This is a genomic window from Telluria sp. ZB2R32, from assembly GCF_059685715.1.
In genome coordinates, this window is record NZ_JCASIG010000002.1 from 761,542 (window position 1) to 782,598 (window position 21,057).

General features: G+C 64.9%; 19 protein-coding genes. 9 read left to right on the forward strand and 10 right to left on the reverse strand.

Annotated features, from left to right (window positions below; translation table 11 throughout):
- Positions 1-154 precede the first annotated feature (154 nt).
- The gene (locus tag AC56LG_RS08370) at positions 155-1,252 is read left to right on the forward strand and encodes an SGNH/GDSL hydrolase family protein (RefSeq protein WP_497165636.1); all 1,098 of its coding nucleotides are present in this window, start codon (positions 155-157) and stop codon (positions 1,250-1,252) included.
- A gap of 10 nt (positions 1,253-1,262) precedes the next feature.
- A complete protein-coding gene (locus AC56LG_RS08375; protein ID WP_497165637.1) occupies positions 1,263-2,684 on the forward strand; it encodes an MBOAT family O-acyltransferase in 1,422 nt (473 codons plus the stop codon).
- Positions 2,685-2,723: 39 nt separating this feature from the next.
- Here the strand turns inward: AC56LG_RS08375 and cysK are convergent, their stop codons facing one another.
- The 3 genes from cysK to tcdA all read right to left on the reverse strand — a co-directional run bounded on the left by cysK (position 2,724) and on the right by tcdA (position 5,271).
- On the reverse strand, positions 2,724-3,653 hold the full coding sequence (cysK, locus tag AC56LG_RS08380) for a cysteine synthase A (protein ID WP_497165638.1): 930 nt from the start codon (positions 3,651-3,653) through the stop codon (positions 2,724-2,726).
- Positions 3,654-3,690: 37 nt separating this feature from the next.
- The gene (locus AC56LG_RS08385) at positions 3,691-4,335 is read right to left on the reverse strand and encodes an FKBP-type peptidyl-prolyl cis-trans isomerase (protein ID WP_497165639.1); all 645 of its coding nucleotides are present in this window, start codon (positions 4,333-4,335) and stop codon (positions 3,691-3,693) included.
- Positions 4,336-4,410: 75 nt separating this feature from the next.
- Positions 4,411-5,271 carry a tRNA cyclic N6-threonylcarbamoyladenosine(37) synthase TcdA gene (tcdA, locus tag AC56LG_RS08390; RefSeq protein WP_497165640.1) on the reverse strand — a complete coding sequence of 287 codons (861 nt, stop codon included), beginning with the start codon at positions 5,269-5,271 and terminating at the stop codon, positions 4,411-4,413.
- Positions 5,272-5,359: 88 nt separating this feature from the next.
- Here tcdA and pdxH point away from each other — a divergent pair, with 88 nt between their 5' ends.
- Both pdxH and AC56LG_RS08400 read left to right on the forward strand, forming a co-directional pair.
- A complete protein-coding gene (gene pdxH / locus AC56LG_RS08395; protein WP_497165641.1) occupies positions 5,360-6,562 on the forward strand; it encodes a pyridoxamine 5'-phosphate oxidase in 1,203 nt (400 codons plus the stop codon).
- Positions 6,563-6,637: 75 nt separating this feature from the next.
- A complete protein-coding gene (locus AC56LG_RS08400; protein ID WP_497165642.1) occupies positions 6,638-7,840 on the forward strand; it encodes a class I SAM-dependent methyltransferase in 1,203 nt (400 codons plus the stop codon).
- Positions 7,841-7,884: 44 nt separating this feature from the next.
- On the opposite strand, the gene msrA is transcribed toward AC56LG_RS08400, so the two are convergent.
- The gene (gene msrA, locus AC56LG_RS08405) at positions 7,885-8,487 is read right to left on the reverse strand and encodes a peptide-methionine (S)-S-oxide reductase MsrA (protein WP_497165643.1); all 603 of its coding nucleotides are present in this window, start codon (positions 8,485-8,487) and stop codon (positions 7,885-7,887) included.
- A gap of 130 nt (positions 8,488-8,617) precedes the next feature.
- Between msrA and AC56LG_RS08410 the strand changes: the two genes are divergently transcribed.
- The 5 genes from AC56LG_RS08410 (at position 8,618) to AC56LG_RS08430 (ending at position 14,703) form a co-directional block, all read left to right on the forward strand.
- Positions 8,618-9,130, forward strand: coding sequence for a flavin reductase family protein (locus AC56LG_RS08410; RefSeq protein ID WP_497165644.1), 513 nt, complete (start codon positions 8,618-8,620; stop codon positions 9,128-9,130).
- Between the two features lie 124 nt (positions 9,131-9,254).
- A complete protein-coding gene (locus tag AC56LG_RS08415) occupies positions 9,255-10,091 on the forward strand; it encodes an SDR family NAD(P)-dependent oxidoreductase (protein ID WP_497165645.1) in 837 nt (278 codons plus the stop codon).
- A 40-nt stretch (positions 10,092-10,131) separates the two neighbouring features.
- The gene (locus AC56LG_RS08420; RefSeq protein WP_497165646.1) at positions 10,132-11,073 is read left to right on the forward strand and encodes an AraC family transcriptional regulator; all 942 of its coding nucleotides are present in this window, start codon (positions 10,132-10,134) and stop codon (positions 11,071-11,073) included.
- A 135-nt stretch (positions 11,074-11,208) separates the two neighbouring features.
- Entirely contained in the window at positions 11,209-12,402 is a 1,194-nt protein-coding gene (locus tag AC56LG_RS08425) for an acyl-CoA dehydrogenase (RefSeq protein ID WP_497165647.1), read from the forward strand.
- Positions 12,403-12,720: 318 nt separating this feature from the next.
- Positions 12,721-14,703 (forward strand): putative bifunctional diguanylate cyclase/phosphodiesterase, encoded by a 1,983-nt coding sequence (locus AC56LG_RS08430; protein WP_497165648.1) that lies wholly within the window; start codon positions 12,721-12,723, stop codon positions 14,701-14,703.
- Between the two features lie 106 nt (positions 14,704-14,809).
- On the opposite strand, the gene AC56LG_RS08435 is transcribed toward AC56LG_RS08430, so the two are convergent.
- The 6 genes from AC56LG_RS08435 to AC56LG_RS08460 all read right to left on the reverse strand — a co-directional run bounded on the left by AC56LG_RS08435 (position 14,810) and on the right by AC56LG_RS08460 (position 20,967).
- Positions 14,810-15,490 carry an OmpW/AlkL family protein gene (locus tag AC56LG_RS08435; RefSeq protein WP_497165649.1) on the reverse strand — a complete coding sequence of 227 codons (681 nt, stop codon included), beginning with the start codon at positions 15,488-15,490 and terminating at the stop codon, positions 14,810-14,812.
- A 75-nt stretch (positions 15,491-15,565) separates the two neighbouring features.
- Entirely contained in the window at positions 15,566-16,918 is a 1,353-nt protein-coding gene (locus AC56LG_RS08440; RefSeq protein ID WP_497165650.1) for an SGNH/GDSL hydrolase family protein, read from the reverse strand.
- A 407-nt stretch (positions 16,919-17,325) separates the two neighbouring features.
- The gene (locus tag AC56LG_RS08445; protein WP_497165651.1) at positions 17,326-18,351 is read right to left on the reverse strand and encodes an L-threonylcarbamoyladenylate synthase; all 1,026 of its coding nucleotides are present in this window, start codon (positions 18,349-18,351) and stop codon (positions 17,326-17,328) included.
- Positions 18,348-19,547 carry a 5-(carboxyamino)imidazole ribonucleotide synthase gene (locus tag AC56LG_RS08450; protein WP_497165652.1) on the reverse strand — a complete coding sequence of 400 codons (1,200 nt, stop codon included), beginning with the start codon at positions 19,545-19,547 and terminating at the stop codon, positions 18,348-18,350. The genes AC56LG_RS08445 and AC56LG_RS08450 overlap by 4 nt, the downstream gene beginning before the upstream one ends.
- 24 nt (positions 19,548-19,571) lie before the next feature.
- The gene (purE, locus tag AC56LG_RS08455; protein ID WP_497165653.1) at positions 19,572-20,069 is read right to left on the reverse strand and encodes a 5-(carboxyamino)imidazole ribonucleotide mutase; all 498 of its coding nucleotides are present in this window, start codon (positions 20,067-20,069) and stop codon (positions 19,572-19,574) included.
- A gap of 1 nt (position 20,070) precedes the next feature.
- On the reverse strand, positions 20,071-20,967 hold the full coding sequence (locus AC56LG_RS08460) for a phosphoribosylaminoimidazolesuccinocarboxamide synthase (protein WP_497165654.1): 897 nt from the start codon (positions 20,965-20,967) through the stop codon (positions 20,071-20,073).
- Positions 20,968-21,057: the final 90 nt, after the last annotated feature.

Below are 21,057 nucleotides of genomic sequence, written 5' to 3' on the forward strand. Positions count from 1 at the left end.
AAGGGCCCCTGGCGTAACGCATGCATATCAGTGTGGCAAAAAATCAACAAAGTTGATGATTTTCAATATATTTTCAGAAATATCATTTTCTTAAGTGTAATAATGCCGATATGTTGCGCGCATATCCATGCGCTCCTTTCCTTTTCCCATCCGTATGGAACATCTGTCGATTTCGGCGCCTGCGCGCGCGCCCGCATTAAAGACCGCGCGGCCGCGCCGCTTCAGGATCACGCTGGCGGTCGTGCTGGGCAGCCTGGTACTCGGCGAAACGACCCTGCAGGTACGCAGCTACCTGAAAACTGGACGTAGTGCGGCCGCGCTCGCCTCCGGCGAGACGGTCGTCGCGATGAACGACACCTATGGGATGCGCACTTACCGGCCGAACTACACCCTGAAACGGCCGGACCCCGACTACCGTTTCGTGACCAATTCGCACGGTTTTCGCAGTCCCGAAATCGCACCGCGGCGCGCACCGGGCGAATATCGGGTCATCGTCGCCGGCGCTTCGACCGTCGCCGGGGCCTATTCGAAGACCAATGAACTGACCTTCCCCGGCCAGCTGCAAACCGCCTTGCGCAAGACCATGCCCGGCCCGGTCAACGTCGTCAATGCTGGCGTCGAAGGCTACAAGATCAAGGACATCGAAGACCTGATCGACCGCGCCCTGATCAGGCAGGCGCCGTCGACAATGCTGATCTATTCGGGCCTGAACGACCTGGGCGCGATCTGCGGCGCCACGCGCGCCGCCAAAGGCGAAGCGCGCGCAGCGCCGGTGGCCGACCTGCCCGACTGGACCCTGTCGCGGCAATTAATTTCGAAAAATACACTGTTGGTACGCGAACCGCCGATCCGGCTCGGCATTGTCGATCCAGCAAAATATTTCCCGGCCGAGTATCCAGCCACGCTCGACCGCATCGTGACCAAGCTCAAAAAGGCCAACATTACGCCGGTCCTGCTGACCACCGCGCGCTCGTACAGGGGCGTGCCCGCTGCCGAAGCGGAAAAACTGGCGGCCTCGACGCTGTTCTTCCATAGCTGCATGAACCTCGACGGCCTGCACAAGGCGAGCGAGATGTTCAACCAGGCCATCGTCGACGTGGCCGAGCGGCACAAGGTCAAGGTGATCGACATCGCGGCGAACATGCCGAGCGGACGCCAGTATTTTGTCGACGCCAATCACTTCACGCAAAAGGGCGACCACCGGGCGGCCGAAATCATCCACCAGGCCCTGACCGGCGTTCTTCCCCACTGATAGGTTCAGCGTGCAAATTACCGAAGCGTCGTATCTGATTTTCTTTACCGTCGTCCTGGTGGTCCACCGGATGCTGCAGGGCCGCCACGACTGGCAAAAAGCGATGTTGACGCTGGCCAGCTATTATTTTTATGCGACCCTTAACTGGCGTTTTCTCGGCTTGCTCATTGCGCTCACCGCGATCAACTTCGGCGCCGGCGCGCTGGTGGCGCGGGCAGACTCGATCCGGCTGAAACGGGCGGGCGTATGGGGCGCGGTGCTGCTCAGCGTGGGCATTCTTGGCTACTTCAAGTACCTCAACTTCTTCGGCGAGATGATCAACTCGCTGGCACACTGGTTCGGCGGTAATAGTCTGGTGCCGTATGTCGAGGTCCTGCTCCCGGTCGGCATTTCCTTCATGACCTTCCAGGCGCTCTCGTACCCGATCGACCTGTATTACGGCCGCCTGAAGCGCCCTTTCGGCCTGCTCGACTTTTCCCTATTTATCGCCTTCTTCCCGCGCCTGCTGGCCGGTCCGATCGTGCCCGCGGCGCAGTTCTTGCCGCAACTGGCGACGCCGGCGCCGCGCGTGAGCGCTGACCAGCGCTTCGACGGCCTGGCCCTGATCATGCTCGGCGTGTTCAAGAAAGTGGTGCTGGGCGATATCCTCGGCACGCACCTGGTCAACCCGGCCTTCGCCGACCCGGCGGCCTATTCCTCTCCCTTCCTGTGGGTGGCGCTGGTCGGCTACAGCTTCCAGGTGTACCTCGACCTGAGCGGCTACTCGGACATTGCCATCGGCGCGGCGCGCATGCTGGGGTATGAGTTGCCGAGCAATTTCAACCGGCCTTATATGGCAACGAGCATCGGTGCGTTCTGGCGCCGCTGGCACATCACGATGTCCTCGTTCTTCCGCAACTACCTGTACATTCCGCTGGCCAGCTCGTGGAACGCGCCGGTGGCAATCAACCTGCTGATCGTCTTCGTGGCGATCGGTTTATGGCACGGGGCCGGGATGAACTTCGTCCTGTATGGCCTGATCCATGGTTCGCTGGTGGCGCGCGAACGCTACAAGAAAGACTACCGTACGCTGCACAACCTGCCTCCGAAGGAATACCGCGGCGGCGCGCTGGTGCTGCGCATCGCCTTCGTTTTTTCGATTGTCGTGCTGTCGCGCATCCTGTTCCGCAGTCCGGATTTTGCTTCGGCCAGCACTTATTTGACGCTCATGTTCGACTCGCCAGCGTTGGCCTTCCCGCTGTCGAAAGCGGCGGCGATCGCCCTGTTCACGGCGGCGCTGATGCATTTCTCGCCGCTGCGCTGGCGCGACACGGCGATGCGCGCGCTCGCCGGCGGCGCGGAATGGAAAATCGGGGTGGCTTTCGTCGGTGTGCTCTACCTTGCGGTCGTCTTTACGCAAAGTAACGGCGGCTTCATCTACTTCCGCTTTTAAGAAGCCTCCAGGCGCATGTGTATGCGCCTGGACGATGTCTTAGCCTGCCAGGTTCGCGAACAGCGCGGTGCTCAAATAGCGCTCGCCGAACGACGGAATGATCGTCACGATCGTCTTGCCCGCATTTTCCGGCCGCCGCGCCACCTGCATCGCCGCCCACAAGGCGGCGCCCGAGGAGATTCCGACCAACAACCCTTCTTCGCGGGCGGCGGCGCGCGCCGTCTCGAAGGCATTGTCGTTGCTGACGGTGATGATTTCGTCGTAGATGGCGGTGTTCAGCACTTGCGGCACGAAGCCGGCGCCGATGCCCTGGATCGGGTGCGGGCCTTTGGTTCCTTTCGAGAGCATCGGCGAGGCTTCGGGTTCGACCGCGATGGCCTGGAAGCCGGGTTTTCTCTCCTTCAGCACTTCGCCGACGCCGGTGATGGTGCCGCCGGTGCCGACACCGGCGACGACGATGTCCACTTTGCCGTCGGTGTCGCGCCAGATTTCCTCGGCGGTCGTGCGGCGGTGCACCTCCGGGTTAGCGGGATTGTTGAACTGCTGCGGCATGAAGGCGCGCGGGTCGCCGGCGACGAGCTCCTCGGCGCGGCGGATCGCGCCCAGCATGCCCTCGGAGCCGGGCGTGAGCACCAGTTCGGCGCCATACGCGCGCAGCAGCATGCGCCGCTCGTTGCTCATGGTGTCGGGCATGACCAGCTTGCAGCGGTAGCCGCGCGCGGCGCAGACCATCGCCAGCGCGATACCGGTGTTGCCGCTGGTGGGCTCGACGACGACGGTGTCGGGGCCGATCTTGCCGGCTGCTTCCGCCGCCTGGATCATCGACAGGCCGATGCGGTCCTTGACGCTGTGCGCGGGATTGTGGAACTCGAGCTTGGCCAGGATTTCCGCCCCGCCCGGCGCCAGCTTGCGGATCCTGACGAGGGGAGTGTTGCCGATCAGTTCAGTAACATCGTTCGCAATACGCATGCCGTCCTCCGTGCTGGTTGAATTACTTACGCCGGGATTACTTCACGCCGAGCAGTTCCACGTCAAAAATCAGGTCTGTATTCGGCGGAATCGATCCGCCCGGCGCGCCGCGGCTGCCGTAGGCGAGGTGGCTCGGAATGATCAGGGTGCGCTTGCCGCCGACCTTCATGCCGGCCACGCCCTGCTCCCAGCCCTTGATGACCTGGCCGGCGCCGAGGCGGAACTCGAGCGGATCGCGGCCATTGTCGAGCGAGGAATCGAATTTGCGGCCGCGGCCGTTGAGCGTCAGCGGCTTGTGGAACCAGCCCGTGTAGTTGACCCGCACCACGCTGCCCAGGCCCGCTTCCCTGCCCTTGCCGACCACGCGGTCGACGATCTCGAGCTGGGGACCCGAAGTCGTGGGCGCCGCCGGCGGCACCGGCTGGGCCGCCTGCGCGGCAGCGGCCGCCTGGGCGGCGCTGGACGTGTCGGTGGTGGCGGCCGCCTGGCCGGCTGCTTGCTGCGAAGCATCGGCGGCCTGGTCGGCGGCGCTTTGCACGCCCTGCTGGCGCACGGCGGTGGCCGCCTGGTCGGCGGCGGCGGGAGTGACAGCAGTGGCCGGTGCATTGGCCGGGACAGGCTGTTGGGCGTGGGCGGCGGCAGCCGCCAGCAGCAGGGCAACGAAGGTAGTACGATGCATCATGTGAGCTCTTTCAATGACAGGATTTCAACCGATATCCGATCATAGCAAGCCCGGGGCGCGCTGCCCAGCGTGGACTCAGATGCTTACAAACTCCGCCGGCGCCACCGCATCCGCGGAAGGTGCAACTGCCGCCTCCGCCAGCTTGCGCAGAATGTGAGCCGCCGCGATCATGCCGAAGCTGGCCGTGACCACCATGCTCGAACCGAAGCCCGCGCAATTCAGGCCGGTGATGCTCGACTCGATCTCGCAGGCATCTTCCGCTTCCGGATAGCGCAGCGGTTCCATCGAAAACACGGCGTCGATATGGTATTTCTGCTTCTCGCCGCGTGAAAAACCGTACTGCGCGCGCAGCACCTTGCGCACCTTTTTCAGCAGCGGTTCCTGCTCGGTGCGGGCCAGGTCGCGCACTTCGATCCTGGTCGGATCGAGCTGGCCGCCGGCGCCGCCGCTGGTCAGCAGCGGGATGCCCTGTTCGCGGCAAAACGCGATCAGCGCGGCCTTGGCCTTGACGCTGTCGATGGCATCGACCACGTAATCAAAACCCTTGCCGCCGATCATCTGCGCAATATTGTCCGGCTCGATGAAATCCTCGACCAGGGTGACCTGGCAAAACGGATTGATCTGGGCGATGCGTTCGCGCAGCGCCTCGATCTTCGGCTGGCCGATGGTGCTTGTAACCGCCTGGATCTGGCGGTTGATGTTCGATTCGGCCACGTTGTCGAGGTCGATCAGGGTCAGGTGGCCGATGGCGCTGCGTGCCAGTGCTTCGACCAGCCAGGAACCGACGCCGCCGACGCCGATCACGCAAACGTGCGCCGCCTTGAAACGTTCCAAGGCACGCTCGCCGTAGAGGCGGCCAACACCGCCGAAGCGGCGCGCAAAGTCGATGTCATCGCCGTGCGGCGCCGAAAAGAGTGGGGTATCAATCGAGTTCATCCGGTCATTTTACCGGACCGGTCTTTCGCGTCCGCACTAAAATAGCGCTCTGTCAATCAAAAAACTTCCCTCTGTTAAAAATACGCACATGAACGATTTCCTTCCTGATACGGCACCCGGTTTCGACCAGCCGATCGCCGTGCTCAAGCACTGCCACGGCCGCATCCGCAAGCAGCTCGCCACCCTCGAGCGGCTGCTGTCGCACCTGCCCGAACACGGTGCCGACGAGGCCGCGCGCCAGGCGGCCGGCGCCGTGCTGAAGTATTTCGAGAAGGCCGCGCACCTGCACCACGACGACGAAGAGCAAGACTTGATTCCGATGCTGCGCGCCGTGGCGCAAGGGGAAGATGCCGCCACGCTGCAGGCGCTGGCGCCGATCATCCTGCAAGACCACAAGGACATGGATGCCTTGTGGCAGGATCTGCACGAACAGCTGACGGCGATTGCCGACGGCAGCGCCGCCATCCTGACGGCCTCGAACGTGCAGCGCTTTGTCCAGCGCTACACGGCGCACATGGAGCGCGAGGAAAGCACGATGGCGCCGATGGCCATGCGCCTGTTCACGCCGGAACAGATGACCCGGCTCGGCACGTCCATGCAGCGCCGCCGCGGGATCGTCGACGACGCGGCACCGGCGCCGGCGCCGGCCATCGGCGATGCGGTGGCCGATCTGCGCAAGGATTACGGCCAGGCCAGCCTGAACGAAGACGAGGTGCTGGACGACCCGATGCAGCAGTTTACGCAGTGGTTCGAGCAGGCGATCAAGGCGCAAGTCAACGAACCGAATGCGATGAACGTGGCCACGGTTGCTGCCGATGGCCGCCCGAGTTCGCGCATCGTGTTGGTAAAACAATTCGATGCACGCGGTTTCACCTGGTACACCAACTACGACAGCCGAAAAGCCCAGGAATTGCGCGCCAATCCTTATGCAGCACTGCTATTCTTCTGGAGCGAACTTGAACGCCAGGTTCGGATCGAAGGCCGGGTCGAGACGACCTCGGCAGAAGAAAGCGACAAGTATTTCGGTAGCAGGCCGTTGAAGAGCCGCCTGTCGGCGATCGCCTCCCAGCAGAGCGCGCCGATCGACAACCGCGCGGCCCTGGAACGGAATTACGAAGCGGTCGCCGCCACGGCGGGCGACGCGCCGGCGCGGCCGTCCAACTGGGGAGGCTTCCGCCTGGTGCCCGAGCGCATCGAATTCTGGCAAGGGCGCCGTTCGCGTTTCCATGACCGCATCGTCTACACGCGGCAGGAAGACGGCAGCTGGACACGGCAACGTTTGCAACCCTAGGAACCTGCCGCTTCCATCCGGCAGGTTCGGCGCCGGCGCACACCTGCCGGCGCATGCGGACCGCCGGAGGTCATCATGTTCGATGCGTTGAAACTCAGCGCCTGGAGTGCGGGCCTGCGCAGCCAGTTGTCGCTGCCCCTGCGTGTGGAACTGTGGAACGGCGAGCATCTCGACTTTTCATCCGAGCCGCCGCGCGTCACCATCCGCGTGCCCAAGCCGTCGAGCCTGCGCTACCTGCTCTCTCCTACCCTGTACAACCTGGGCCGCGCCTATGTCGAGGGCGCGCTCGAAATCCGCGGCCGCGCCGCCGACATGATCCGCATCGGCAGCGAACTGGCCGCCGCCAAGGGCAGCGCGAACCGCCCGCCGAATCCGCTGCGCCTGCTGTCCCGGCACACGCGCGCCCGCGATGCCGAGGCGATCCGCTACCACTACGACGTGTCCAACGCGTTCTACGCCGCCTGGCTCGATCCGAACATGGTGTATTCGTGCGCCTATTTCGAGGACGGCAGCGAAGACCTGGCCGGCGCCCAGCTGAAAAAGATCGACCACATCCTGCGCAAAATCGACCTGCGTCCGGGCCAGCGCCTGCTCGACATCGGCTGTGGCTGGGGCGCGCTGGCGATCCGCGCGGCGCAGCGGTTCGGCGCCCGCTGCGTCGGCATCACGCTGTCGGAAAACCAGGCCGATCTGGCGCGCGAACGGGTGGTGCAGGCTGGCCTCCAGGGACAAGTTGAGATCCGCCTGCAGGATTACCGCGACCTCGACGGCGAATTCGAGCGCATCACCAGCGTCGGCATGTTCGAGCACGTGGGCCTGCAGCACCTACCCGCATATTTTGCCAGGATCAATGCCCTGCTGGCGCCGGGCGGCGTGGTCATGAACCACGGGATCACCACCACCGACGTCGCCGCCCGCGCCACGCCCTACGGCGGCGGCGAATTCATCGACCAGTACGTGTTCCCGCAGGGAGAGCTGGCGCACCTGTCGACGGTCATCAAGGCGATGCAGCAGGGCGGGCTGGAAGTGCGCGACGTCGAAAACCTGCGTCGCCACTACGCGCGCACCTGCACCCTGTGGACCGAGAATTTCGAGAACCGGCTGGAGACCATCGGCACGCTGACCGACGCCAGGCGCCTGCGCATCTGGCACGTCTACCTCGCCGGCTGCGCCTATGCCTTTGCCCACGACTGGATCAGCCTGTACCAGATCGTCGGGGCGAAAGCGGGAGAAGACCCGGGGCAGATTCCGTGGTCGCGGAAGTACATGTACCCATAAACGCGTGCAGCAGGACGTAGGCTGGGCGGCGCCGAAGCCGCGGCTTATTCAAGCACCCCGGTGGAGCCGGCCACCCTGCTCCAGTGCGAAAACGTCTGGCGAAACTTCGCCACCTTCGGCGCCACCACGAACGCGCAATACCCCTGCATCGGGTGCTGCGCATAGTAATTCTGGTGATAGTCCTCGGCCTTGTACCAGGTTTCGCCCGGCACGATCTGGGTCACGATCGGCGCGTCCCACACCGCGGCCATCTCCGCCATCACCTGGCGCGCGGTCGCTTCCTGTTGCGGGTTCTCGTAGAAGATCACGGAGCGGTATTGCGGGCCGACGTCGTTGCCCTGGCGGTCTTGCGTGGTCGGATCGTGGATGGTGAAAAAGATCTGCAGGATGTCGCGGTAGGTGATCACCGCCGGATCGAATGCGAGCCGCACGACTTCGGCGTGCCCGGTCGCGGCGCCGCAGACCTGTTCGTAGGTCGGGTTCACCACGTGTCCGCCCATGTAGCCCGATTCGACGCGCGTGACGCCGCGCACCTCGAGGTACACCGCCTCAAGGCACCAGAAACATCCGCCGCCGAGGATGGCCACTTCCGCCGCTCCCCCATTCCCCGCTTGCTCGCTCATCGTCTGTCCCATCACGATCGTCATGGCCCGATGCTAACGCAAAGCGCCGCGTCCTGCAGGGCGCAACAGGCTGCGGGACAGGCTGTAAAGCACACGCACGCGACGGTCGGCAGGCGGCGGTGGCATAATGAGCGTGCAACTTTCCAAGGTACCAATGAACACACGCTCCCCCCGCGCCACCGAGCGCGGTTTCGACTCGGCCCATTTCCGCCAGGCGCTGTCGCAATTTGCGACCGGCGTGACCGTCATCACGACCCGGCTGGCCGACGGCAGCTTCCGCGGCCTGACCGCCAGCTCGTTCAATTCGGTCTCGCTCGATCCGCCGCTGGTGCTGTGGAGCCTGGGCGCGGGCGCCAACAGCATGCCTGTCTTCAGCGGCAATTCGCATTACGTCATCAATATCCTGTCCGCCGGCCAGCAAGAGCTGGCATTGCGCTTCTCGCGCCGCACCGAGACCGATCCTTTCGACGGCGTCGACTACGAACTCTCGCGCACCGGCCTGCCGATTTTAAAAGGCGTGGCGGCCTGGTTCGAATGCCACAACCGCAGCCGCTATCCGGAAGGCGACCACGTGATTTTCGTCGGCGAAGTCGAGGAGTGCGCCGTGCAGCCGCAGGCGGGCCTGCTGTTCCACGGCGGCCGCTTCGGCACCACCGCACCGGGCTGATCGCCAGGATTTAACGAGGATCGCGCCAGCTTGCCGGAGTTTCAGGCAAGCCGGGACAAGACCCGCGTCCTACCATGCTCTCCACATCAACGCCACTTGAGTGGCTTAATTTGGAGAGCACATCATGCATAAAATCTGGTTCATCACCGGCGCCGGCCGCGGCATTGGCGCCGCCCTCGTCCGCGCCGCCCTGGCGCAAGGCGACAGTGTCGTCGCCACTGGCCGCAACCTGGCGCAATTGCAGGCGAGTTTCGATGGCGCCGACCCGGCGCGCCTGCTGCTGCTCGAACTCGACGTCGCCGTCGAGGCCCAGGCCGCCCCTGCGATCGCGGCGGCAACCGAGCGTTTCGGCCGCATCGACGTCCTCGTCAACAACGCCGCTTACGGGCAAATGGGCAACCTGGAAGAAGTGCCGATGGCCGACGTCGAACGCCAGTTCGGCGTCAACGTGTACGGCGTGATGCACATGCTGCAGGCGGCGCTGCCCGTCATGCGGCGCCAGCGCGCCGGCCACGTCATCAACATCAGCTCGGTCGGCGGCCTGCTCGGCTTCAATGGCGCCTCGGTGTATTGCGCCACCAAGTACGCCATCGAGGGCTTGTCGGCCTCGCTGGCCTTGGAACTGCAACCCTTCGGCATCCACGTCACGGCGGTCGAACCCGGCTTCTTCCGTACCGAATTCCTCGACCAGACTTCGGTGCGCTACGGAGCGAAGACGATCGACGACTACGCCGCCCGCGGCACCGTCGAAGACGCCTACAGCCCCTACCGCGGCAAGCAGCTGGGCGATCCGCTGAAACTGGCGGACCTCGTCGTGCGCCTGGCCGGGATGGAAACGCCGCCGGCGCAGCTGCTGGCCGGCAGCGATGCTGTCGCCATGACCGCCGCCGCCCTGGACGCGCGCCGCGCGCAACTGCACGAGTGGCGCAGCCTGTCGGAATCGACCGACCACGCGGCCTGACTTGAGTGCCGGTGGTGTATCCTGTCCTTACCCATTCGCCATGACACCACTCGACCATTCGATCCCCGGCAGTGCAACGGCGCTGGCGCGCCTGGCCGGCCTGCTGGCCGCGCAGGCGCCCTACGACGGCACCTTCGCCACCGGCATTCCGGGCGTGCATGCCGTGCGCGCCGCCAGTTCCAGCACGGAACTGGTGCACGGCTTGCACCGGCCGGCGCTGTGCATCGTCGCCCAGGGTGCGAAGACGGTCATGCTGGGCGGCGAGTCCTACGACTACGATCCGTCGCGCATGATGATCTTCGCGCTCGACCTGCCGATCGCGGCGCTGATCCGCCAGGCCAGCGCCGCGGCGCCCTACCTGTCGTTCCGGCTCGACTTCGACCAGGCGCGCCTGGGGGAACTGATCCTGAAGGTGTATCCCGAGGGCGTGCCGCTCGTGCGCGAGCAGCGCGCCGTGCAGGTGGCGCAGGCGGGCGAGCCCGTGATCGACGCGGCGGCGCGCCTGATGGCGCTGGCGGCGCAACCGGACGACGCCCCGCTGCTGGCGCCGCTGGTGATCGACGAAATCCTGCTGCGCCTGTTGCGCGGCCCCTTCGGCGCGCGCCTGGCGCAACTCGGACGGGTCGAGACGCACCGCGTGAGCAAGGTCGTGGCCTGGATCCGCGCCCACTACGACCAGGCCATCCGTGTCGACGACATGGCCGCGCTGGCGCACATGAGCACCTCGTCGCTGCATGAACAGTTCAAATCGCTCACCTCGATGAGTCCGCTCCAATTCCAGAAGACCCTGCGCCTGCAGGAAGCGCGCCGGCTGATGCTCGCCACCGGGATGGACGCAGGCCTGGCCTGCCAGCGCGTCGGCTATGTCAGCGCCTCGCAATTCAGCCGCGAATACGCGCGCCATTTCGGCACGGCGCCGACGCGCGACATCGCGCGCCTGCGCAATGCGGGCCTGGCCGAGGCGGTGTCGTTCGTCCAGTAGCCTGGTCAGGCAATTATGAAAATGGCTGTCGCAGTTTGAAAAGATGGCAAGTCTCCTCCTTTCTATAATGGCCCGGCGCGGCGCCGCTAATGACAGCCGCGCCCGCCTCCAACAAGCCTCGAGACCAGGACAGCCATGAACCACGCCGATTCGCCACGCAAGACCGCCTTCCACTGGGACGACCCGCTCCTGCTGAACAGCCAGCTGCTTGATGACGAGCGCATGATCCGCGACGCCGCCAACGCCTATTGCCAGGACAAGCTGCAGCCGCGCATCCTGGAAGCCTTCCGCCATGAGCAAATGGACACGAGCATCTTCCGCGAGATGGGAGAGCTGGGCCTGCTGGGTCCGACCATCCCCGAACAATACGGCGGCCCCGGCCTGAACTACGTCGCCTACGGCCTGATCGCACGCGAAATCGAACGCGTCGACTCCGGCTACCGCTCGATGGCCAGCGTCCAGTCGTCGCTGGTGATGGTGCCGATCTACGAGTTCGGCAACGAAGAGACCAAACAGAAATACCTGCCCAAGCTCGCCACCGGCGAATGGATCGGCTGCTTCGGCCTGACCGAACCGAACCACGGCTCCGACCCCGGTTCGATGGTCACGCGCGCGCGCAAGGTCGAGGGCGGCTATGCGCTCACCGGTTCGAAGATGTGGATCACCAATTCGCCGGTCGCCGACGTGTTCGTCGTCTGGGCCAAGGATGACGAAGGCGCGATCCGCGGCTTCGTACTGGAAAAGGACTGGAAGGGTTTGACGGCGCCGGCGATCCACGGCAAGTTCGGCCTGCGCGCTTCCATCACCGGCGAAATCGTGATGGACAACGTATTCTGCCCGGAAGAAAACGCCTTCCCCGACGTGCGCGGCCTGAAGGGCCCGTTCACCTGCCTGAATTCGGCCCGCTACGGCATCGCCTGGGGCGCGCTCGGCGCTGCCGAAGCCTGCTGGCAGACCGCGCGCCAGTACACGATGGACCGCCACCAGTTCGGCAAACCGCTGGCGGCGAACCAGCTGGTGCAAAAGAAGCTGGCCGACATGCAGACCGAAATTACTCTCGGCCTGCAGGGCTGCCTGCGCCTGGGCCGCATGAAGGACGAGGGCACCGCGGCGGTGGAAATCACCTCGATGATGAAGCGCAATTCCTGCGGCAAGGCGCTCGACGTGGCGCGCGTCGCCCGTGACATGCTGGGCGGGAATGGCATTTCGGACGAGTTCGGCATCATCCGCCATATGGTCAACCTGGAAGTCGTGAATACCTATGAAGGCACGCACGACATCCACGCGCTGATCCTGGGCCGGGCGCAGACAGGTATCGCCGCGTTTTAAGGTTCCCGGGTGGGTATCTTGCCCACCCACCCAGCCCGCATTGGCAACCCGCCCCGGACACGTGCAGACCTGACAATAATTTGCACAATACGTCTTTACAGTAACGTATCGACGTAAGTTTCGCGTTACCATGTGTGCTAGATCAAGCATCGCCCTGCTGATGTTCCACCTACTTCAAGCGCGCGGAACATGCATTCATCCGGTCATCCAGTTTCGACGAATTTGCGATCGCACGACGCTTCCGCGTTGTCGCTCGACTTGTTGCTGAGTAACCTGCCAGGTGTCGTTTACCGCTGCCTGAACGACAGCACCTGGACCATGATCTTCCTCTCCGCCGGGATCGAAAAACTCACCGGCTATCCGCCGGCCGCGTTTACCGGTGACCACGCCATGTCGTTTGCCAGCCTGATCCACCCCGACGACCGCGCCCGGGTGGCCGAGGAAACCAATGTGGCGATCGGCGAACGGCGCCCGTTCCAGATCAGCTACCGCATCACGACCGCCAGCGGCAAACTGCGCTGGGCCTGGGAACAGGGGGCGGCGGTGTTCGACGCGCACGGCAATGTCGAGGCGCTGGAAGGTTTTATCGGCGACATCACGGTCCTGCACCGCGCCGACCAGCTGGTGGTCGAGCAGGCGTCGCTGCTGGACAAGGCGCGCGACGCGATCTTCGTGATGGACATGGGTTCGCGCATCACCTACTGGAACAAGGGCGCCGAGCGGCTGTATGGCTGGGAGGCGCAGCAGGCAGTGGGAAAGCGCATGTCCGACCTGCTGTGCGACGACCATGCGGCCTACAGCGAAGCGTACAAGATGGCGCTCGACGAGGGCGAATGGGTGGGCGAACTGCACCAGCGCCGGCGCGACGGCAGCCACCTGCACGCCGACTCGCGCTGGACCGTGGTGCCGGCCGACCCGGCCTCGAGCATTCCGCAAAAGATCCTGGTGATCAGCACCGACATCAGCGAACGCAAGAACAACGAGGCGCGCATCCACCGCCTGGCCTATTTCGACGCTCTCACCGAACTGCCGAACCGTTCCAGCCTGCTCGACCACCTGCGCCGCGCCCTGCTGGGCAGCGCACGTTCGCGCAAGATCGGCGCCCTGATGTTCCTCGACCTCGACAATTTCAAAACGCTCAACGACACCCATGGCCACGCGGCCGGCGACATGCTGCTGCAGGCGGTGGCGCGCCGCCTCGAACACAGCGTGCGTGAGGCCGACATGGTGGCGCGCCTGGGCGGCGACGAATTCGTGATCCTGGTCCAGCCCGAGGAAGACAGCATGGAGGCGGCCGCGCACCAGGCCGAAACCGTGGCTGCCAAGGTCGTCGCCGCCATGCGCGCGCCGTTTCAACTGGCCGACTTCGCGTATGCGGTGTCGACCAGCGTCGGCGTGACCATGATCAGCGGCGCGCTCGACACAGTGGAGTCGGCCCTGAAGCAGGCCGATACCGCGATGTACCAGGCCAAGGCGGCCGGGCGCAATACCTTCCGCTTTTTCGACCCCGACATGCAGGCCAAGTGGACCGCGCGCTCGGAACTCGAAAGCGGCCTGCGGCGCGCGCTGCGCAACCAGGAATTCATGCTGAACTACCAGCCGCAACTCGACGGCAACAGCCGCGTGATCGGCGCCGAAGCGCTGCTGCGCTGGCGCCTGCCGAACGGCGACATCCTGTATCCGACCGAGTTCATCAAGCAGGCCGAGGAAACCAGCCTGATCGTCGAGATCGGGCGCTGGGTACTGGCCACGGCCTGCCTGGAACTGGCGGCCTGGCAGAGAAATCCGGCAACCCGGCACCTGTCGCTGTCGGTCAACGTCAGCGCGCGCCAGTTCGTCGAACCCGATTTCGTCGCCATGACCCAGGAAATCCTGGCCGCCACCGGGGTCGACCCGCATGGCCTGAAATTCGAGCTGACCGAAACCCTGGTCGTGACCGACTTCGCGCACACGGTCGAGACCATGGAAACGCTGCGCCGCCTCGGCATCACCTTCTCGCTCGACGACTTCGGTACCGGCTATTCGTCGCTGTCCTACCTGAGGAAACTGCCGCTGGACCAATTGAAAATCGATTATTCGTTCATGCGCGACGTGCTCACCGACCGCAACGACGCCTCGATCGTGCGTTCCATCATCGCGCTTGGCGGCAGCCTCGGGCTGCAGGTGATCGCCGAGGGCGTCGAGACGCAGGGACAGCGCGAATGGCTGTCCGCAGCCGGCTGCTTCGTCTACCAGGGTTTTCTCTACGAACGCGCCCTCAGCGGCGAGCATTTCGCGGTCTACGCGTCGCGCCTGCATTAGCCGGGCTAATCCATTCATCGAATGCATAAGAAATCCTTATGCAGCAGGCGAAAAAAAACCGGCCAGGCTTGCGCCCGCCGGTTTTTATAGTGGATGGCAGCGGCTATTAAAACTTGTAGCCGACCGCCAGCACCACGGCGACCGGGTCCAGCTTCATGTGCTGGTTCTGGCCGGTCGAGAAGTGCACGTCGGTGCGCAGGCGGCTCTTGTTGACGGTGACGTCGGCAAACCATTTTTCGCTTAAATTCATCGCCACGCCGACTTGCGCGGTGTAGGTGAACTTGTTGTCGATGTCAAAGGTCGTCGGGTTGCCGCCCGGGTTGGTCAGCGCGGTCAGCTTGCCCGAACCGCGTTCCTTCATGAAGTAGGCGTAGGTGGCGCCGATGCCGACGAAAGGACGGAAGGTCGCGGTCGGTGCGAAGAAGCGGTATTGCGCGAACAGGGTCGGCGGCAGCGCCTCGACCGTGCCCAATTCTCCGGTGCCGGCGATCGAACCGGCGCCCATGATCTTGTGCTTGTACGGCGTGCCCAGCGCGCCTTCGAGCGAGATGTTGTCGGTCAGGCCGTAGGCGATGATCACCACCGGCTGGATGTCGCGTTCGACGTCGGCCTTGGTGAACGGCAGCGCCGGCGCCGTGATGTCGCCGCTCTCGACTTTCGGGGTCAGCTGGTTGAAGCCGAACTTGGCGGTGAACTGGCCGGCCGACTGGGCCGATGCACCGGCTGCGCACACCAGCGCGGCGGCGGCGACCAGCGCCTTGGCGACGCTATTCATACGTACTTTCATACTTTCTCCTGGATTTTTTTACAGCCGGCCGCGCCTGCCCGCAGGCGCGACGCAGCCGGACATTGTTGTATCGGATTACAGCCAGCCCTTGACCGCCATGTCCTTCAGGACGTAGCGGGTCACCAGCCAGTATTCGTACGGCGTCGGATGGATGTCGTCGGCGAACATGTAGTGGCTCACGTCCGGTCCCGACAGCGTCTTGCTGGTGCAGGTCAGCGACGACTCGCTGGTGCAGGCTTTCAGCGCGGTGTTGGTCAGGCCGTAGATGGCGGGATTCGCCACCTGGTCGCGGCTGACCGAGAACAGGTCGACGTAGGCGATTTTCGGATCGTCGCCCAGGCCGGCCTTGAGTTGCACGTTGAAGGTGTCGACCATGGTCTTGATCAGTGCCTGGATTTCCGGCGTCTGCGCCTTGCCCGACGGGGTGCTGGCGATGTCCGGCAGGTTGTTGACGACCACGTAGTTGGCGCCCTTGGCGACGATCTGCGTTTTCACCAGCGCGGCCATTTCGGCGCCTGCGCGGCCGAGTGCGGCCACCAGGACCGGACCCTGGGCGGCGGCGTACTCGTTGCCGGCGCGGGTGCCGGCAGCGGTGGCTGCGGTGCCTGCGGCAGCGGCCGCGGCCTGCGCGTCGGGCAGCGTCGCGCCGAGGCGGGCGGCGGCGCCGACGGCGGCCGCGGCGATCGCTTGCTGGTTGCCACCGGCGGCGGCACCCTGCACGGCCTGGGTGATGGCTGCCGGTGCGGCGGCGCGGTTGGCGGCCGGCACGGTGGCGACCAGGCCGGTGATCAGCAGGGTCGGGAAGGCTTGTGCGCCGGCGGCCTGGCCGGCAGCCGTGCTGCCTGCGCGCAGGCCGGCCAGTTGCATCAGCACGTCGTTACCGCCGGACATGACGGTGACCAGTTCGGTGCCGCTGAACTTGCCGCCGGTCTTGGTCAGATGGTTGGCGATCTGCGTCACCAGCGGCACGGTCAGCTGGCCCACTTGCGGGTCGTTGCTGCGGTGGTGCGAACCGACCGGATCGGTCACGCGCGAACCGCCCTGCGCATAGTTGTAGCAGTTGCTGTAGTTGACGATGGGAACGTTGAAGTCGAGCGCCGGATTGGCATTGTCGACGCCCTGCAGGCCAGTCTGTGCAGCGCATGGCTTGGGCAGGTTCAGTTCGGCGGCCAGCACTTCGGTCCAGTTCAGGCCGGTGTAGGCCGGGTTAGCGCTGGTATTGTCGCCATTGATGGTGAACGCGCCGCCGCCGGCAGCGGCGATGCCGCCGACTTTATAGGTGCCGACGTCCGACAGGCTGTCGCCGAAGCTGACCTGCTGGGTGAACGCGACCTTGTGCGTTTGATCGCCACCTTCGCTGCCGGTGCCGCCGCATGCGGCCAGCGCGGCTGCGGTCAGCAGCGCGAGCGCGAAATTCGTTTGACGCATTGTGTCTCCTAAAAGGAATAAGGTATTTTTCTGTGAAACGAACGCTCGTGCTATTCGCATCGCAAACTAATATGCCAGTGTTCTTTCTGCTTGTATAGAAATATTGCTTGTCATGGTGTCAAGCACAGGCGACAAGAAGGGGCGAGAAAGGGCTGGCAAGGTCTGCCGATTATATCAAGGCATTGCTTTGCGTAATATCTCGAAAGGTAACAGCGAGGAGGAAACGCAACGGTTGTTGGGGCCGGGAGATAATACGGTGCGCGATTCCGCGTGGGCTCGGAGAGCCCACGCTACGGTGCACCGCCGCCGCGTAAATCAATCGAGAATGTAGCGTAACGTAGGGTGGGCTCTGCCCACGCGTAAACGATGCAACACGTTACCGTGGCCAGCACGATAAACGCGTCGCTTCACACCTCGCGATTGAGCAACCCGTGCACGATCCCGGTCGACCCGTGGGCCGCCCGGCGCAGGCGGTCGTTGACCCCGAGCCAGGCGCCATCTTGCGGCGGCGCCTCAACCAGGATCACGTCCGCACCCTGCCCGTCCAGCGCGCGCAAGGCCGCGTACAGGGCATGGGCAAAGCCGTCCGGCGTGGCCGGCAGGCGCTCGCTGGCATGCGCATTCCACAGGTCGGAATAGTGAATCAGCGCGACCTTGCGCCCCGCCGCCGCCATTTGCTCCAGCGTGCGCACCAGCGTCGCCGTGTCCTGCATCGCCACCGGCGTGTGCGGCGCGTAATGCGATTCGAGCGTGCCCGAGGCGCGCGGCGCGGCGGCGTCGGGCGCGGCCGGCATCCGGTCGATGACGGCGGCGATCGCTTCCGCGCTCACGTGGCCGGGCCGCAACAGCACCGGACCATGGGTGGCCAGGCGCGACAGATCGACGATGGTCGATTCGATGCCGACCTGCGAGGCGCCGCCGTCGAGCACCAGCGCGACCGAGCCGTCGGCCCCGAATTCGTCGCGCACGTGCTGGGCCAGGGTCGGGCTGACGTGGCCGAATTTATTCGCCGACGGCGCCGCGATGCCGCCCTGTCCGCCCTTGAAGGCGCGCAACAGAGAAATTGCCACCGGGTGCGACGGGCAGCGCAAGCCGACCGTGTCCTGGCCGCCGCTGACCGCATCCGGAATGTTCGGCGCGCGTTTTAAAATCATCGTCAGCGGCCCCGGCCAGAAGGCGCCGGCCAGCGCGTGCGCTTCGGGCGGAATGTCGGCGGCCCAGTGCGCGATGTCCGCTTCCGGCGCCAGGTGCACGATCACCGGGTGATCTTGCGGGCGCCCCTTGGCGGCGTAGATGGCGGCGACCGCCGCCGGATTTTCGGCGTCGGCCCCGAGCCCGTACACGGTTTCGGTGGGAAAGGCGACGAGCTGGCCCGTCTCCAACGCACGCGCGGCCGCTTCGATGGCGGCCTGGTCGATGTCCTGGATAGTCACGCTGCGATCCCCAGGATGGCGCAGGCGGCGCGCAATTGCGCTTGCGCTTCCTCCAGCGTCGGCGCCACGAAGGTCACGTGGCCCATCTTGCGGCCGCGGCGCGGATCGTCCTTGCCGTACAGGTGCAGATAAGCGCCCGGCAGTGCCAGCACCTGGTCCCAGGCCGGTTCGCGAATCGTGTCGCCATCGAACCAGACGTTGCCCAGGATGTTGAGCATGACGGCCGGCGAATGCTGGCGCACATCGCCCAGCGGCAGTTTCGCCATCGCCCGCACCTGCTGCGCGAACTGGCTCGTCACGCAGGCGTCGATCGTGTAATGCCCGCTGTTGTGCGGACGCGGCGCCATTTCATTGACGACCAGGCTGCCGTCGGCCAGCACGAAGAATTCGATGCAGAGCACGCCAACGTAGCCGAGCTGGGCGACGATGGCGCGCGCCGCATCCTGCGCCCGCCCTGCGCATTCGCTTGAAACGTTCGGGCCCGGCACGGTGGTCGTGAACAGGATGCCGTCGCGGTGCACGTTCTCGGCGATCGGATAGACGACCGATACGCCGTCATGCCCGCGCGCGGTCAGCACCGACACCTCATAGGCCAGCGGCAGCATTTTCTCCAGCAGGCAGGTCACGCCATTCATGCCGTCGAACGCCGCGCGCACCTCGTCGCGGGTGCTTACGCGGACCTGCCCCTTGCCGTCGTAACCCATGCGCACGGTTTTCAGGATGCCGGGCAGCAGCTCGTCGCCGATGGCGTCGATGTCCTCATTCGAGGCAATCACCTTGTGCGGCGCCGGCATCACGCCAGATTGCGGCGCGCACGCGACAAAGAAGCGCTTTTCGGCGATGCGGTCCTGGGCGATCGCCACGCAGGCGCCGGCCGGGGCGACGAAACTGCCGTGCGCCAGCAGGTTCATGCTGTCGGCCGGCACGTTTTCGAATTCGGTGGTGACGGCGGCGCACAGCGCCGACAATTGGCCGAGGGCGATGCTGTCGCCGTAATCGGCATTGATCAGGCGCTCGGCGACTTCGCCGGCCGGGCAACTCGCTGCCGGTTCCAGCACCGCCACCTTGTAGCCCATGGCCTGGGCGGCGTGAGCGAACATGCGGCCGAGCTGGCCGCCGCCCATCACGCCGAGCCAGGTCGGTGGATTGGCGCTCGGCAGAAACGCGCCTCCCTGTGCATTACTCTTGTTACTCATCGGTTGTACCTAAGGCGCCTTTGTTTATACGGGCAAAATCATCGCCTTGGCGGCGGCGGTCTGGTCCAGGCGGAACCGTTCCAGCTGCGCGGCCAGGGCATCGTCGTCCGCCGCCAGCATGGCCACGGCGGTCAGCGCGGCATTCGCGGCGCCGGCTTCGCCGATGGCGAAGGTAGCGACCGGCACGCCCTTCGGCATCTGCACGATCGACAGCAGCGAATCCTCGCCGCGCAGGTATTTGGAGGGCACCGGCACGCCCAGCACCGGCACGATGGTTTTCGCCGCGATCATCCCCGGCAAGTGGGCGGCGCCGCCGGCGCCGGCGATGATCGCGCGCAGGCCGCGGCTACGCGCCGTTTCGGCATAGCTGAACATCTCGTCCGGCATGCGGTGCGCGGAAATCACCTGGGCCTCGAACGGCACGCCGAACTGTTTCAACACGTCGACCGCGTTTTTCATGACGTCCCAGTCGGACGAGGAACCCATCACCACGCCGACCAGAGGTTTTGCTTCGCTCATCATCTCAGGCCTTCAGCTTTTCGCCGGTCAGGCGTTCGATGGCTTCGAAATACTTGGCCTGGGTTTTATCGATCACGTCTTGCGGCAAGGCCGGCGCCGGCGCGGTCTTGCCCCAGTCGGTCAGCGTTTCCAGGTAGTCGCGCACGAATTGTTTATCGAACGAAGGCGGCGACATGCCCGGCGCGTACGAATCCGCCGGCCAGAAGCGCGAGGAGTCGGCCGTCAGCACTTCGTCCATCAGGTGCAGCACACCGTTATCGTCGAGGCCGAATTCAAACTTGGTGTCGGCGATGATGATGCCGCGGGTGGCGGCGTATTCCGAGGCGGCGGTGTACAGCGCGATCGAGATGTCGCGCATTTTGGCCGCCAGTTCCGGGCCGATGCGCGACTCCATGTCGGTAAACGAAATGTTCTCGTCGTGCTCGCCCAGGTCGGCTTTGGCGGCCGGCGTAAAGATCGGCTGCGGCAGCTTTTCGGCTTGTTGCAGGCCTGCCGGCAAGGCGATGCCGCAGATCGATCCGCTTTGCTGATAATCCTTCCAGCCCGAACCGATGATGTAGCCGCGCACCACGGCTTCGACCATGATCGGTTTCAGGCGCTTGGCGACCACCGCGCGGCCGCGCACCTGCTCGACTTCGTCGGGGGCGACCACGCTTTCCGGCGCCACGCCGGTCAGGTGGTTCGGCACGATGTGGCCGAGCTTCTCGAACCAGAAATCGCTCATCTGGTTCAGCACCATGCCCTTGCCCGGGATCGGTTCGTTCATGACGACGTCGAAGGCGGACAGGCGGTCGGTGGTGACGATCAGGATCTTGTCGTCGCCGACGGCGTAGTTGTCGCGCACTTTGCCGTGGCCCAGCAGTGGCAGGGACTTGATCGAGGTTTTATAGAGGCTGTTCATGGGAGGAATATCAGAAAAACGAACTAAGCGGACTTCACGGACGCGGCGGAAAATCTGTGACTTCCCGCCGCCAAGAGACACGGGCTGCCG

Coding starts and splice junctions, on each gene's coding strand:
- AC56LG_RS08370 (WP_497165636.1), top strand. CDS start 155: ATGGAACATCTGTCGATTTCGGCGCCTGCGCGCGCGCCCGCATTAAAG.
- cysK (WP_497165638.1), bottom strand. CDS start 3,653: ATGCGTATTGCGAACGATGTTACTGAACTGATCGGCAACACTCCCCTC.
- AC56LG_RS08385 (WP_497165639.1), bottom strand. CDS start 4,335: ATGATGCATCGTACTACCTTCGTTGCCCTGCTGCTGGCGGCTGCCGCC.
- tcdA (WP_497165640.1), bottom strand. CDS start 5,271: ATGAACTCGATTGATACCCCACTCTTTTCGGCGCCGCACGGCGATGAC.
- pdxH (WP_497165641.1), top strand. CDS start 5,360: ATGAACGATTTCCTTCCTGATACGGCACCCGGTTTCGACCAGCCGATC.
- AC56LG_RS08400 (WP_497165642.1), top strand. CDS start 6,638: ATGTTCGATGCGTTGAAACTCAGCGCCTGGAGTGCGGGCCTGCGCAGC.
- msrA (WP_497165643.1), bottom strand. CDS start 8,487: ATGACGATCGTGATGGGACAGACGATGAGCGAGCAAGCGGGGAATGGG.
- AC56LG_RS08410 (WP_497165644.1), top strand. CDS start 8,618: ATGAACACACGCTCCCCCCGCGCCACCGAGCGCGGTTTCGACTCGGCC.
- AC56LG_RS08415 (WP_497165645.1), top strand. CDS start 9,255: ATGCATAAAATCTGGTTCATCACCGGCGCCGGCCGCGGCATTGGCGCC.
- AC56LG_RS08420 (WP_497165646.1), top strand. CDS start 10,132: ATGACACCACTCGACCATTCGATCCCCGGCAGTGCAACGGCGCTGGCG.
- AC56LG_RS08425 (WP_497165647.1), top strand. CDS start 11,209: ATGAACCACGCCGATTCGCCACGCAAGACCGCCTTCCACTGGGACGAC.
- AC56LG_RS08430 (WP_497165648.1), top strand. CDS start 12,721: ATGATCTTCCTCTCCGCCGGGATCGAAAAACTCACCGGCTATCCGCCG.
- AC56LG_RS08435 (WP_497165649.1), bottom strand. CDS start 15,490: ATGAAAGTACGTATGAATAGCGTCGCCAAGGCGCTGGTCGCCGCCGCC.
- AC56LG_RS08440 (WP_497165650.1), bottom strand. CDS start 16,918: ATGCGTCAAACGAATTTCGCGCTCGCGCTGCTGACCGCAGCCGCGCTG.
- AC56LG_RS08450 (WP_497165652.1), bottom strand. CDS start 19,547: ATGAGTAACAAGAGTAATGCACAGGGAGGCGCGTTTCTGCCGAGCGCC.
- purE (WP_497165653.1), bottom strand. CDS start 20,069: ATGATGAGCGAAGCAAAACCTCTGGTCGGCGTGGTGATGGGTTCCTCG.
- AC56LG_RS08460 (WP_497165654.1), bottom strand. CDS start 20,967: ATGAACAGCCTCTATAAAACCTCGATCAAGTCCCTGCCACTGCTGGGC.